The sequence below is a fragment of the Phytohabitans flavus genome, assembly GCF_011764545.1.
GTDB classification, from domain to species: Bacteria; Actinomycetota; Actinomycetes; order Mycobacteriales; family Micromonosporaceae; genus Phytohabitans; species Phytohabitans flavus.
Window position 1 is genome coordinate 7,418,187 of sequence record NZ_AP022870.1, and the last position, 12,859, is coordinate 7,431,045.

A 12,859-nucleotide genomic window follows, 5' to 3' on the forward strand; every position below is an offset into this window, starting at 1 on the left:
TTGGCATGTGTACGGGCCACTTTGGGCATTCACAGGTCCTGAGACCGGGATTCCTCATGGCTGCGGGCGCCCGGTACGGTTGGCGGGGTCGTCGCCCACATACACGCACCCTCCGTCATCGATCGACCACCGGTGGCGGCGGAGCATGTGGAGGGTCGGCGACGTGCACGGCCGGCTTCGCCGGACCTCCCGGGTGGAGGCGGCGGGCCGAATGCGACGGAGGAGGCGCAAACATGACGTCCGAGGGCCCGCAGCACCCCGGCCACGAGCCGGACGACGCTGCGCGGGGCGCCAGCGGACCCGCGCCCCAGGCGCCGCACGACAGTGAGTGGGGCACCCAGTCTTGGGGTCCGCCGCCGGGCGGTGCTGAGGCCGCGCCCGCCCCGGCCTTCCCCGCCGGCTGGTCCCCCAGCCCGGGGCCTACCCGCCCCCACCGGCCACATACCCGCCGCCGCCCTCGCCGGCCGGACCGTCCGGCTCCAGTGGCTCGGCCTCCGTGCCCGGTGCCGGTGGCTCGGCCGCCGTCCCGCCGGGTGGCGCTTTCGGCGGTCCTCGTCCGCAGGGTTCCGCCTCCGTCCCGTCGGGCTCCGCTTCGGTGCCGCGTCCAGCCGCAGAGCCGGTCGGCCAGCCGCCTGAGGCCTGGTCACCCGCCGGTTCGTGGCCGCCTGCTCCGGCGGTACCGCCCTCGACCTTCCCCCCGCCGGCCCCGCCCGCGTCCGGGCCAAGCGCGGGTGGTTTCCCGCCGGGCTACCAGCCGGGCCTCGGCTTCCCCCACCCGACCTCCCGGCCGCCGGCTCGCCTCCCGAGGCGCCGACAAGTGGCGGCCGTGGTGACCTGCCCAAGCGCGAGCCCGGCCGGTACGAGCCACCCTTCGAGCCGATGTCCCGCGAGGCGGCCTTCGGCCCGGCCGCCCGCCCCGACCAGGGCGGCTTCTCGTCCGAGCGCGGGGGCTTCGGCGCTGACCGGGGTGGGTTCCGCCCCGATCAGCCCGACTTCGGCGCCGCGGAGCAAGGCGGCTTCGGCCGTGAGTCGGGCGGCGGCTTCGGCGCCGGGCAGGGCGGCTTCCCAACCCCCGACGATGCTGGCTTCGGCGGTGGACGCCCGGGGGCATCGGGCTTCGGCGCCAGCCCCGGCTTTGGCGGCGGCGTCGGTGACGACCAGGGCTTCAGCGCCAGCGGCGTAGACGAGCGCGGCTTCGGCAGCGAGCGCGGCTTCGGTGCTGGTGGCGCCGAGGAGCGCGGCTTTGGCGGCGGCGCTGCCGCTGACGAGCGGAGCTTTGGCGACCGGACCTTCGGCGGCGGTGCCGCTGACGAGCCGAGCTTTGGCGAGCGCGGCTTTGGTGGCGGTGCGGACGAGCGCACCTTCTTGGCCCGGCAGGCCGAGCGAGAGGGCTTCGGCCCCGCCGACGGCGCCCCGGCACGCGAGGGCTTTGGCCCCGCCGACGGTTTGCCCGCCCGCGAGGGCTTCGGGCCCGCCAGCGGCGACGACTTCAACCCAGGCGGTCGCGAGGGCTTCGGCGGCGCTGGCCGTGAAGGCTTCGGCGGCGCTGGCCGCGAGGGCTTCGGATCCGCCGGCCGTGAGGGCTTTGGACAGGCCGACCGCGACGGCGCAGGCGACCTCGGCTCCGGGCCGCAGGACGGAGGCTTCTCCTCCGGCCCTCGTGAGGGCGGTGGCTTCGGTGCCGCCTGGCCGAACGCATTCGACTCCGGCCGTCCCGGCCGCGCGGAGCCCCCAACCGGTACGAGGCACTGGGACGTCTCGACGGCGGTCCGGCCGAGCCCGACCGTGCGGAGGGCGGCGACCCGTCCTTCGACCGTGGCGGCGTGGGCAGTGCCGGATCGGCGGCATACCCGTCCGAGCGCGGCCGGTTCGAGTCCGGCGAGGGCGACTCCGGCTTCGACCGCGATCCGTACGGCCCAAGCGCCGGCGGCGGTGGTCGCGGCTTCCCCGAGGGCGGCGTCGACTTCGGCGCTCACGACCCGGGCGGCTTCCGGCCCGGCGGCTTCGAGCCCAGCCGCCCAGAGCGTGGGTTCGAGCCCGACCGCCCGGAGCACGGCGGGTTCGACGCCGGCCGCCCCGAGCACAGCGGCTTCGAGCCGGCGCGGGCCGACGCCGGTGGTTACGACCAGCCCCACTTCGGTGGAGGTCACCGCCAGCCGGAGCGCGAGGACACCCCGCCGCCGCGGCCCTTCGAGGGCCAGGAGGTGCGGATCCCGGGTGCCCACCTCGGCTCCCCGCCCCCGAGGAGTCGGGTGGCGGCCGCAGCCTGTTCGGCGTGGACGAGGACGCGCCGCCCGCGCGTGCCGAAGCGCCGCGTCCCAGCGGTGCCGCCTCGGTCCCGGGTGCCGGTCCCTTCGGCTCCAACGGCCACGAGTTCGGCCCGTTGCACCCGGACGGACCGCCGCCCGTGCCGCAGCCGCGTACGCCCGGGGTCGAGCCCAAGCCCGTATCGGCTAGCGCCTCGGTGCCCGTGGCCAGCCGCGTCACGCCACCCACTGAGCAGCCGATACCGCCGCAGGTGTCAGCACCCCAGCCCCGTGTGTACGGCCGGCCGGCGCCCGCCGACCCGGACGACGCCGCCCCGCCACCGCCGCCAGCACCGCCTCGCCAGGGCGGTGTGTCAGCCAGCGCGCGGGTAGCCCCGCCGCCGCCCAGTGGCCCGCCCGGCTCGCCGGTAGCCCCGTACTCCGAGCCCACCGGCGTCTTCTCTGGCGGCTCGCCGTATGGTGACGGCCCGCCTGGTAGCCCCGTCGCACCCGGCAGCCCGGTCGGCATCGGCAGCCCCGTGGGCCCGCCCCCCGGCAGCCCTGCCGGACCGATGGGTCCCAACCAGCCACCCCACGGCTTCGGTGCCGCGCCCGGCCCGACGACGTTCCCACCCTCGACCTACCCGCCGCCCCCGGCTGGCTTCGTGCCGCCGCAGGGCCCGCCCGGAGGATTCGAGCCGCCACACGGCCCACCTGGTGGATTCGAGCCGCCACACGGCCCGCCCGGAGGATTCGAGCCACCGTACGGCCCGCCGGGCGGTGGGTTCGGCGGACCGCAGGACCCGCCTGGGCCGCAGGGTGGGTTCAACCAGCCGCCCCACGGCACGTCCGCCTTCCCCACGGCAGGCTTCCCGCCGGGCCAACACCCAGGCGGTGGCAACGCCGGCTGGGGCGCGCCGCCAGACAACGAGCAGGACCGCTTCAACTCGTTCCAGCCGGAGCCGGCGGCGGCTTCGCCGGCCGCCAAGCCCGAGGGCGAGGCGGAAGCGCCGCCGAAGGAGCGCAACCTCCGCGTCTTCGTTCTCGTCGTGGTCGCCGCCCTCCTGCTGCTGGCCGTTCCGCTCGGCGCGGTGTGGGTCTTCACGCGCGGCTCGGATGGCGCCTTCAGCCCGGAGGTCGGCACCTGCGTCAAGCAGTCCGGCTCCACCGGCGCGATCGAGGCCCAGTGCAACGAGGCGGGCGCGTTCCGCGTGGAGTCCAAGGAGGACAGCGCCGACAAGTGCGCCGACAAGAGCCAGCCGCACATCGTGCTCGCCGGTAACGGCGGTCGAAACGAGGTGCTCTGCCTCAAGCCGGCAAGTGGCTGACCAGCGGGCCACCGGACGGCACGCCCGCGTACGCGCTCCTGAGCTGCGCGGGCGCGGCTGGCTCAACACCGGGGGCCGGCAGCTCAAGCTCGCCGACCTGCGCGGCAAGATCGTGCTGCTCGACTTCTGGACGTTCTGCTGCATCAACTGCCTGCACGTCCTCGACGAGCTGCGCTCCCTGGAGGAAAAGTACGGGGACGTGCTCGTGGTGATCGGCGTGCACTCGCCGAAGTTCGAGCACGAGCGGGACGCGGACGCACTCGCGGCCGCCGTCGAGCGGTACGGTGTCGGCCACCCGGTGCTCGACGACCCGGAGCTGGAGACCTGGCAGCAGTACGCGGCCAAGGCCTGGCCCACGCTCTCGGTGGTCGACCCGGAGGGGTACGTCGTCGCCTCGATGGCCGGCGAAGGGCACGCCGAAGGCCTAGGTCGGCTGATCGACGAGCTGATCACCACCCACGAGGCCAAGGGCACGCTGCACCGGGGCGACGGGCCGTACGTGCCACCCGCGGACGTGGCGACCACCCTGCGCTTCCCGGGCAAGGCACTCGTACTGCCCAGCGGCAACCTGCTCGTGTCCGACTCGGCACACCACTCCCTGGTCGAGCTCGGGCCCGACAACGAGACCCTCGTCCGGCGGATCGGCTCGGGTGAGCGCGGCCGGTCCGACGGTGGCCCGGAGGTGGCCGCCTTCTCCGAGCCGCAGGGCCTGTGCCTGCTCCCTGAGCGCGAGGCGGCCGTCGCCGGGTACCACGTGGTGGTCGCCGACACCGTCAACCACCTGCTCCGCGGCCTACGCCTGGACACCGGCGAGGTGACCACCATCGCCGGCACCGGCCGGCCCTGGCGCTCCACCGTGGACAACCACGCGCACGACGCCCTCGCCGCCGACCTCTCCTCGCCCTGGGATGTCGCCTGGTACGACGGCCGCGTGATCGTCGCGATGGCCGGCATCCACCAGCTGTGGTGGTTCGACCCGGTGAAGCGCACCACCGGCGTGTTCGCGGGCACCACCGTCGAGGCGCTCCGCGACGGCCCGATCCCCGATGTGTGGCTCGCGCAGCCATCTGGGCTATCGGCCGCTGGCGCGACGCTGTGGCTCGCCGACAGCGAGACCTCGGCCCTCCGCTACATCCGGGAGGGCGTGCTGCACACCGCCGTGGGGCAAGGGCTCTTCGACTTCGGACACATGGACGGGCCGGCGAGCCAGGCGCTGATGCAGCACCCGCTCGGGGTGTGCGGGCTGCCGGACGGCTCGGCGCTGGTGGCCGACACGTACAACGGCGCGGTACGCCACTACGACCCCACCACCGAAACGGTGTCCACAGTCGCCAGTGACCTCGCCGAGCCGAGCGACGTGGTGCTCACCGCCGACGGCGAGGTGCTGGTTGTCGAGTCGGGAGCCCACCGGATCGTACGGCTGGCACCCGGTGCCATCCCGCAGGCCGCGACCGTGGCCGGCGCACGTCACCGCACCGAGCGGCCGCCCACCGACCTCGCGCCTGGCGAGGTCACGCTCGACGTGGTCTTCACGCCCGCGCCGGGCAGAAGCTGGACGAGTCGTTCGGTCCCTCGACCCGGCTGGAGGTATCGGCCTCCCCGCCCGAGCTGCTGCTCGACGGCGGCGGCACGACCACCGAGCTCTCCCGCCGGCTGGTGCTCAACCCAGCCGTTTCCAAGGGCGTGCTCCAGGTGGTCGCCCAGGCCGCGACCTGCGACGCCGAGGCCGAGCACGCCGCGTGCCACCTCACCCGCCAGGACTGGGGCGTGCCGGTCAACGTCACCGACGCGGGAGCGGCCCGCCTACCCCTGATCCTCAGAGGGCTGGACGAAGGAAGCTAGCGCCAACCCCGCCTCCTCCAATGCGGCCCGCACTCCACGGGCCAGCGCCACCGCACCGGCCGTGTCGCCGTGCACGCAGATCGACTCGACCGGCAGGCGCAAGTCTGCGCCGTCGACGGTCCGCACCGTCGACTCCACCGCCATGCGTACCGCCCGCGCGGCCACGTCGTCGGGCGACTCCACCAACGCACCGGGCGAGGAGCGGGGCACCAGCCTCGCGCTCGCCTGGTACCCCCGATCGGCGAAGCCCTCGGCCACTGCTCGCAGCCCCGCACCCGTCGCGAGCTGGGCGAGCACTGAGCTGGGCGGGCACAGCACCGGTAGCGTGCGGTCGTAGCCGACCACGGCCGCGACCACGGCCGCCGCCTGGGCCTCGTCGATCGCCGCGGTGTTGTAGAGGGCGCCGTGCGGCTTCACGTACCGCACACGGGTCCCCGCCACCCGGCAAAAGCCGTCCAGCGCCCCGATCTGGTAGAGCACGTCGTCGCGCAGGTCGTCGAAGGCGTACGCGATATGCCTCCGCCCGAAGCCCGCCAGGTCCCGATAGCCGACCTGCGCACCCACCGCGACGCCCTTCTCCGCCGCGCCCGCGCAGACGCGCCGCATCGTGCCCGGGTCGCCGGCGTGGAAGCCGCAGGCCACGTTTGCCGAGGTGACCACGTCGAGCAGAGCGTCGTCGTCGCCGAGGCGCCAGGTGCCGAACCCCTCGCCCAGGTCAGCGTTCAGATCCATGGAACGTCACGGTAGTACCGGGTGCCGCCTGCGCGAGCGGTGTCACGTCATCGACCACGGCGATGACCGGGTATCCGCCGGTAGTGGGGTGATCGGCCAGGAAGATCAGCGGTTGGCCGCTCGCCGGCACCTGCACCGCGCCGAGCACCACGCCCTCGCTGGGCAGCTCCGCAGCCTCCGCGCGGGTCAGGGCCGCGCCGGTGAGTCGCGCGCCGACGCGGTTGCTGACCGGGCTCACCGTGTACGCCGTGCCGAGCAGCGCCGCCACTGCCTCCGGCGTGAACCAGTCGGCCCGCGGCCCTAGCGTGATCCGGAGTGCCAGCGAGGCGGGCGGCGGCTGCCACGGCACGAAGTCCACAGTGGATGGCGTCGCGGGCTCTCCCAGCGGCAGTCGGTCACCGTCCCGCAGCGGAGCCGGCCCAAGCCCGGAGAGCGTGTCCGTCGAACGGCTGCCGAGCACCGGCTCCACCGCGATCCCACCGCCCACCGCCAGGTACGAGCGCACCCCATGCACCACCCGCCCCGCCGTTACCACCGCACCCGCGGGTACCGGTACCGGCAGGCCGAACCCGGCTGGTCGCCCGTCCACCGAGAGCGGCGCGCTCGCCCCGGTCAGCGCCACCGTCCCGGCGGACCGCAGCCGCAGCGAACAACCACCCGCGGTCACCTCCAGCCCCGCCGCGTCCGGTGCGTTGCCCACCAGGCGGTTCGCGAGCCGCAACGCCGGTCCGTCCAGTGCACCCGCGCGCGGTACGCCCAAATGAGCGAAGCCCGGCCGGCCCAGGTCCTGGACGGTCGTCAGCGGGCCGGCTCGCAGTACCTCGATCACGCTGGGACCAGCCGCACACGGGTGCCGGGCGCGAGCAGAGCCGGCGGGTCGCGATCGATGTCGAAGAGGATCGCGTCAGTGCTCCCGACGAGCCGCCAACCACCCGGCGAGGCGGTGGGATAGATCCCGGCGTACTCGCCGGCCAGCGCGACCGAGCCGGCGGGCACGCGGGGGCGCGGGGTGTCGAGGCGTGGTACCGGCCAGGGCAGCCCGGTCAGGTATGCGAACCCGGGTGCGAAGCCACAGAACGCCACCCGCAGTTCCGTACCGGAGATGCGTTCCACCGCTTGGGACACCGGCACTTCCCACTCTGAAGCGACAGAGGCGAGGTCCGCGCCGTCGTACCGAACAATGATCTCGATGAGCGGGCCCTGCGCGGTGCCGGCGGCCGGCGGCGGCGCCCAGCCCGCGACCAGGCCGGCCGTTTCCGCGGGGTCGGCAAGGCCGTCGAGGAGCACGGTCCGGGCCCCTGGGACGATCTCGACGGCGGCCAGCTCTCCGCGCTCGCGACGGCGCCACAGCTCGGCGCGCCAGGCCTCCACCTCGGCGCCGTCCGCGCACTCGATCAGCAGGGCGCCAGCACCGGCGCGGCGGGTGTGCATGAGGTCATGGTGCCCGACTTCTCAGCTCTACTTGCAAGTAACCTACGGTGTCGTAACCTGGATTCCGTGACGGCTGAGGCACCTGTCCGGCTACGCCCGGTCGACGTAGGCAAGCCGCGCATGCGTGGCTGGCTGCATGCGTACGCGTTCTTCGTGGCCGCGATCTGCGGCGTCGTGCTCTGCTCGCTGGCCGCCGCACGGCCGGGCAACGCACCCCTGGTGAGCTGCGTGATCTACAGCCTCACGGTGTGCGGGCTATTCGGCACGAGCGCGATCTACCACCGGCGGGTGTGGTCACCGCGTGGCTTCCAGATCATGCGGCGCCTCGATCACTCCATGATCTTCATCTTCATCGCGGGGACCTACACGCCGTTCTGCGTGCTCCTGCTGCCGACCAAGCTCGCCACCATCCTGCTCGCGATCGTGTGGATCGGCGCCGTGGGTGGCGTCGCGCTCAAGCTTGTCTGGCCGCACGCACCACGCTGGGCCTCCGCGCCGCTGTACGTCGGGCTGGGCTGGGTCGCGATCGCCGTGCTGCCCGACATTGGTCGTCACGGCGGCGCGGCCGCGCTGGTGTTGCTGGTTGCGGGCGGCGTGGCGTACACGGTCGGTGCCGTCTTCTACGCGCTACGCCGCCCCAACCCGTGGCCGACGGTCTTCGGCCACCACGAGTTCTTTCACGCCTGCACACTGGTGGCCGCGCTGTGCCACCACATTGCGATCTACTTCGCGCTTTACTCGTAGAGTCGGCCGCTCGGAGGGCGCACTTCGCGCCGTTCCTCTACGACCCGCTCAGTCTGTACCGGTACGACCCGTTCTTGGATTGTTGGCTGCACCACGGTCGTGGTGCGCCGGCGGCTTTGCCAGAACCAGATGGTGAAGACGAGAAGGGCGACTCCGACGACCATGAGCACCCAGCCGACAACGTTGATATCGAGCCAACCGAGGTTGGCCTCGACCGCAAATGCCAAGATCGCACCCAACGCGATGAGGAAGATGCTTCCGCCGATACCCATAACGGTTGCTTACCCAGATGTTTAATGCCCCAATCAGGCAAGCTGTTACCCATGACGGAACGCACCCTCGTGCTGTTGCGCCACGCCAAGGCCGAGCGCCCCGTGGGCACCCCCGACATCGACCGGCCACTCACCGCGCGCGGCCACGGCGACGCTGCGGCGGCCGGCGCCTGGCTGGCCCGCCGCGACCTGCTGCCGGCCGAGGTCATCTGCTCGCCCTCGAAGAGGACCCGCCAGACCTGGCACGGCCTCGCCCTCGCACTCGGGTCCGGGCCCGAGGTCCGTTATGAGCCGATGGCGTACGGCGGGACGGCCAGTGAGCTGCTCGATCTCATCCGCGGCGCGGCCGAGGGCGCGGAGATCGTGCTGGTCGTCGGCCACAACCCGACGATCTCCGAGCTGTCCGTCCTGCTCGACCCGGCGGCGGTGCGCGACTCGGACGGCCTGCGGACGAGCGGGCTGGCGGTGCACCGTTTCGAGGGTACGTGGGCGGACTGCGAGCCTGGCAAGGCTTCGCTGGCGATCACGCACACGGCGCGGGGCTAGGGCCTGTTTGCCCGCTGTCGCGCCTGCGGCGGCCTCAGCCCGACGGTGACGGCGGCGGTGGCATTTCCGGCGGGATCGGAGGCTGCGAGCCGCCATCACCCGTTTGGTGGGAGAGCCGGTTTTCCTCGATCCACGAGCGGATGACCCGCCGCCGCCGATCCTTCCAGTACCACAAGGTCACGACGATCACGGCTACGCCAGCGAGGATGAGCACCACGCCGACCATGTCGATGTCGATCCAGAATGGATTCAAATTGATCGCGAACGCCAGCACGGCGCCCAGCGCGATCAGGAAGATCCCGCCGCTGATGCCCATCGCACCATTACAGCGTCCGTTATGGGCGATGCGCAGCAAAATGCCGGGCAGTGGCACATAGCGCACACTGCCCGGCTTGCCCGACTTTGGCCGCAGGCTTCACAGCCGCACGGCAGGGCTCAGAAGGCTTCCTCGGCCAGGTCCATCAGGTCGAGGTTGGTGGACTCGATGATCCGGCGGTCGGCGCCGATGCGCGGCAGTACCTCGTGCGCGAAGAACCGGGCCGCCGCGACCTTGCCCTCGTAGAAGGACTTGTCGGCGGCGGACGGCTGGCCGGCCAGCGCGCGCAGCGCCACCTCGGCCTGCCGCTGGAGCAGCCAGGCGATGATCAGGTCGCCGAGCGCGAGCAGCAGGCGCCGCGAGTTGAGCCCCACCTTGTACAGCGCGCGCGGCTCGCCGCCCTGCGCCTCGCCGAGCCACCCGGTCATCGTGCCGAGGATGTTCTGTAGCTCGGCCAGTGCCTTGCCCAGCGCCAGCCGCTCCTCCTTGAGCTGGCCGTTGCCTGCCTCGGTCTCCAGGAATGCCTGGATCTCAGCCGCCACGCTCATCAGTGCCGTACCGCCGTCCCTGACCACCTTGCGGAAGAACAGGTCGAGGCTCTGGATCGCGGTCGTGCCCTCGTACAGCGTGTCGATCTTCGAATCGCGGACGTACTGCTCAAGCGGGTAGTCCTGAAGGTAACCCGAGCCCCCGAAGGTCTGTAGCGACTCGTGGCCCAGCATCTCGTACGCCCGCTCGGAACCGACGCCCTTCACCAACGGGAGCAGCAGGTCGTTGATCCGCTTGGCGACCTTGGCGGTCTGCTCGTCACCGGCCGCTTCGGCGATGTTGATCCGGTCCTGCCAGCTCGCGGTGTACATGACCAGGGCCCGCAGCCCTTCGGCGTACGACTTCTGGAGCATGAGCGACCGACGCACGTCCGGGTGGTGCGTGATCCTCACACGGGCCGCGGTCTTGTCGTTCATCTGGAGCAGGTCGGCGCCCTGGACGCGCTCCTTCGCGTACTCCAGCGCGTTGAGGTAGCCGGTCGACAGGGTCGCGATCGCCTTGGTGCCGACCATCATCCGGGCGTACTCGATGATCAGGAACATCTGCCGGATGCCCTCGTGCACGCCGCCGAGGAGCCAGCCCTTGGCCGGGACCCCGTGCTCGCCGAAGGTCAGCTCGCAGGTCGTGGAGACCTTGAGGCCCATCTTGTGCTCGACGTTCGTGGCGAAGACACCGTTGCGCTCACCGAGCTCACCGGTCGTGGAGTCGAAGTGGAACTTCGGCACGATGAACAGCGACAGGCCCTTGGTGCCCGGGCCACCCGCCCCCTCGACGCCGACCGGACGGGCGAGCACGTAGTGGATGATGTTTCCCGAAAGGTCGTGCTCACCACTCGTGATGAACCGCTTCACACCCTCGATGTGGAAGCTGCCGTCCGGCTGCGGGATCGCCCGCGTGCGGCCGGCGCCCACGTCCGAGCCGGCGTCCGGCTCGGTGAGCACCATTGTCGAGGCCCAGCGCTTCTCGACGAAGAGCCTTGCCCACTCCTTCTGCTCGGGCGTGCCTTCGCGGTGGAGGGTGCTGGCGAAGGCGGGGCCGGAGGCGTACATCCAGACCGGCGCGTTGGAGCCGAGCACCAGGTCGGCCATGGCCCACCAGAACATGCGGGGCGCCGGCGTGCCGCCGATCACCTCAGGGAGGTCGAGCCGCCAGAACTCCGCTTTCATGAACGCGTCGTACGACTTCCGGAACGCCTCGGGCATCACGACCGAGTGGGTCGCGGGGTCGAACACCGGCGGCGTGCGGTCACCTACGGCGAAGCCCGCCGCGAGGTCCTCGCGGGCCAGGCGGTCCATCTCGCCGAGGATGCTGCGGGCCGTGTCCGCATCGATATCGGAGTACGGCGCCTGGCCGAACGCCTGCCCCTCAGGACCGAAGACCTCGAAGAGGTTGAACTCCAGGTCCCGCACATTGCTCTTGTAGTGCGTCATGCTTACTGGCCCCCGCTCCCGGGCTGTGGTTACCGGTCAGTAATGAGGATTTTATTACCGGCGAGTAAGACCCGACAAGGAGCCGGTCGAAGTGACCGTCGCCACACTGTAGGAGTTTTGCCCTTTTAGTGGCGATTAGCTCCACTAGCAAGTCGGCACACCGACACTCTCGGCACGCCGGTCGATACCGCCTCGTTGGGTCGGATACCCGCCATCTGTGGGCAAAACGCGGCGCCTAACTTTCCGGGGCGCCCACTTCCCAGCTCGGCACCGCGGCGGCGGTGACGGGACGGGCGCCTGCGTACTCCATCAGCACAAGCGCGATGTCGTCGTCGAGGCGGCCGTGCACCCACTCGACAAGGGCGGTCTCCAGCGAGGCCAGCCCGTCGCCGACGGTCCCGTGGCCGAGCAGCCGCCAGGCCCGATCGGCGGTCGGGAAGAACTCACCCTCCCGCCGCGCCTCGCCCAGCCCGTCGGTGAAGAGCAGCAGCCGGTCACCAGGCTCGAGGCGCTCGACCCGCGGGCGTACGACTGGCATGAAGCCCAGCGGCGGCGCCGGCGCGGGCGGCTCCAGCGGGATCACCTCCCCACGGCGGAGCAGCAGCGGTGCCGGGTGACCGCAGTTGACGATCGTGAGCGTGCCGCCCCGCTCCTCCACCAGCGCCGCGGTCACGAAGTCCTCGTCGCCCACGCTGCGCGCCACCGCCCGGTCCAGGTCGGCCACGATCGCGCGCAGGTCGGCCCGCTCGTACGCCACGTGGCGGTAGGAGCCGAGCACGATGCTGGCCAGGCGTACCGCGTCGAGTCCCTTGCCCCGCACGTCCCCGATGATCATGCGAACGCCGTACGGGGTGTCCAGCGCCTCGTAGAGATCACCACCGATGTCGGCGGCTGCGGTCGCCGAGATGTACCGCCCGGCGACCGCGAGCGCGCCCACCTGGGGTCCCAGCGGCCGCAGCACCGCCTGCTGGGCCACGGACGCCAGCCGGGACAGCTCGGCGATGCGCTCGGCCTGCCGTTCACGGATGAAGGCGACCGCGGCCGCGATGGCTGTGGCCAGGCCGATGCCCACGACGATCGTCAGGTTGGCCAGCCGGTTTTCTTGGGCGGTCAGGGCGAACACACCGCCAACCGCGGTGGCCAGCACACCGACCCCCAGCACCACCCGCCAGGAGGCGAACGCCGCGGCTAGAAAGGGCGCCGCCACGATCAGGCCGATGTAGCGGGCCTCCGAGCCGTCCGCAAGCTCGATCGCCGACACGAGTGCGAGCAGCACAAGGGCCGCGCCGAGGCCGGCGCGGGAACCAGAGCTCAGCGGGCGGCGGCCCGGTGGCAGCAAACGCATGGGTACGCCGAACAGCATGCCTGATCGACGGGCGCGACTGAACGAAGTTGGCCCCTCGACCGATGGGGTTTTGGCCAC

The 12,859-nt window shown here is 72.2% G+C and carries 11 protein-coding genes and 1 pseudogene; 4 read left to right on the forward strand and 8 right to left on the reverse strand.

All coding sequences use genetic code 11. The features are described from left to right. Positions 1-747 precede the first annotated feature (747 nt). Positions 748-1,749, reverse strand: coding sequence for a hypothetical protein (locus Pflav_RS32680; RefSeq protein WP_173040635.1), 1,002 nt, complete (start codon positions 1,747-1,749; stop codon positions 748-750). 526 nt (positions 1,750-2,275) lie between these two features. Here Pflav_RS32680 and Pflav_RS46520 point away from each other — a divergent pair. After that, positions 2,276-3,574 carry a hypothetical protein gene (locus Pflav_RS46520; RefSeq protein WP_232072173.1) on the forward strand — a complete coding sequence of 433 codons (1,299 nt, stop codon included), beginning with the start codon at positions 2,276-2,278 and terminating at the stop codon, positions 3,572-3,574. Beyond that, a pseudogene (locus Pflav_RS32685) lies at positions 3,567-5,416 on the forward strand (NHL domain-containing thioredoxin family protein). Before Pflav_RS46520 ends, Pflav_RS32685 begins: the two are co-directional and overlap by 8 nt. Here Pflav_RS32685 and Pflav_RS32690 read toward each other — a convergent pair. From Pflav_RS32690 to Pflav_RS32700, 3 genes are read right to left on the reverse strand one after another with little or no spacing between them, the layout of a single operon-like run. Continuing rightward, positions 5,378-6,148 (reverse strand): LamB/YcsF family protein, encoded by a 771-nt coding sequence (locus tag Pflav_RS32690; protein WP_173040636.1) that lies wholly within the window; start codon positions 6,146-6,148, stop codon positions 5,378-5,380. The pseudogene Pflav_RS32685 and the gene Pflav_RS32690 sit on opposite strands and share 39 nt — an antisense overlap. Beyond that, positions 6,132-6,977, reverse strand: coding sequence for a 5-oxoprolinase subunit C family protein (locus tag Pflav_RS32695; RefSeq protein WP_173040637.1), 846 nt, complete (start codon positions 6,975-6,977; stop codon positions 6,132-6,134). Before Pflav_RS32695 ends, Pflav_RS32690 begins: the two co-directional genes overlap by 17 nt. Beyond that, entirely contained in the window at positions 6,974-7,579 is a 606-nt protein-coding gene (locus tag Pflav_RS32700; RefSeq protein WP_173040638.1) for a 5-oxoprolinase subunit B family protein, read from the reverse strand. Before Pflav_RS32700 ends, Pflav_RS32695 begins: the two co-directional genes overlap by 4 nt. A 66-nt stretch (positions 7,580-7,645) precedes the next feature. Between Pflav_RS32700 and trhA the strand changes: the two genes are divergently transcribed. Then, a complete protein-coding gene (gene trhA, locus Pflav_RS32705) occupies positions 7,646-8,323 on the forward strand; it encodes a PAQR family membrane homeostasis protein TrhA (RefSeq protein ID WP_173040639.1) in 678 nt (225 codons plus the stop codon). On the opposite strand, the gene Pflav_RS32710 is transcribed toward trhA, so the two are convergent. Then, positions 8,314-8,595, reverse strand: coding sequence for a DUF6458 family protein (locus Pflav_RS32710; protein ID WP_173040640.1), 282 nt, complete (start codon positions 8,593-8,595; stop codon positions 8,314-8,316). The two genes, trhA and Pflav_RS32710, sit on opposite strands and share 10 nt — an antisense overlap. A 51-nt stretch (positions 8,596-8,646) precedes the next feature. Between Pflav_RS32710 and Pflav_RS32715 the strand changes: the two genes are divergently transcribed. Next, the gene (locus tag Pflav_RS32715) at positions 8,647-9,141 is read left to right on the forward strand and encodes a SixA phosphatase family protein (protein ID WP_173040641.1); all 495 of its coding nucleotides are present in this window, start codon (positions 8,647-8,649) and stop codon (positions 9,139-9,141) included. 34 nt (positions 9,142-9,175) lie between these two features. Here the strand turns inward: Pflav_RS32715 and Pflav_RS32720 are convergent, their stop codons facing one another. The 3 genes from Pflav_RS32720 to Pflav_RS32730 all read right to left on the reverse strand — a co-directional run bounded on the left by Pflav_RS32720 (position 9,176) and on the right by Pflav_RS32730 (position 12,799). Then, positions 9,176-9,514 (reverse strand): DUF6458 family protein, encoded by a 339-nt coding sequence (locus Pflav_RS32720; protein WP_232072175.1) that lies wholly within the window; start codon positions 9,512-9,514, stop codon positions 9,176-9,178. A gap of 62 nt (positions 9,515-9,576) precedes the next feature. Beyond that, positions 9,577-11,436: an acyl-CoA dehydrogenase gene (locus tag Pflav_RS32725; protein ID WP_173040642.1), complete on the reverse strand. Its 1,860-nt coding sequence runs from the start codon at positions 11,434-11,436 to the stop codon at positions 9,577-9,579. Between the two features lie 235 nt (positions 11,437-11,671). Next, positions 11,672-12,799 (reverse strand): PP2C family protein-serine/threonine phosphatase, encoded by a 1,128-nt coding sequence (locus Pflav_RS32730; protein WP_173040643.1) that lies wholly within the window; start codon positions 12,797-12,799, stop codon positions 11,672-11,674. Positions 12,800-12,859 lie beyond the last annotated feature (60 nt).

Excerpts from the sequence above, each read along its gene's own strand:
- Pflav_RS32690 (WP_173040636.1), bottom strand. The coding sequence starts at position 6,148 with ATGGATCTGAACGCTGACCTGGGCGAGGGGTTCGGCACCTGGCGCCTC.
- Pflav_RS32700 (WP_173040638.1), bottom strand. The coding sequence starts at position 7,579 with ATGCACACCCGCCGCGCCGGTGCTGGCGCCCTGCTGATCGAGTGCGCG.
- Pflav_RS32710 (WP_173040640.1), bottom strand. The coding sequence starts at position 8,595 with ATGGGTATCGGCGGAAGCATCTTCCTCATCGCGTTGGGTGCGATCTTG.
- Pflav_RS32715 (WP_173040641.1), top strand. The coding sequence starts at position 8,647 with ATGACGGAACGCACCCTCGTGCTGTTGCGCCACGCCAAGGCCGAGCGC.
- Pflav_RS32725 (WP_173040642.1), bottom strand. The coding sequence starts at position 11,436 with ATGACGCACTACAAGAGCAATGTGCGGGACCTGGAGTTCAACCTCTTC.
- Pflav_RS32730 (WP_173040643.1), bottom strand. The coding sequence starts at position 12,799 with ATGCTGTTCGGCGTACCCATGCGTTTGCTGCCACCGGGCCGCCGCCCG.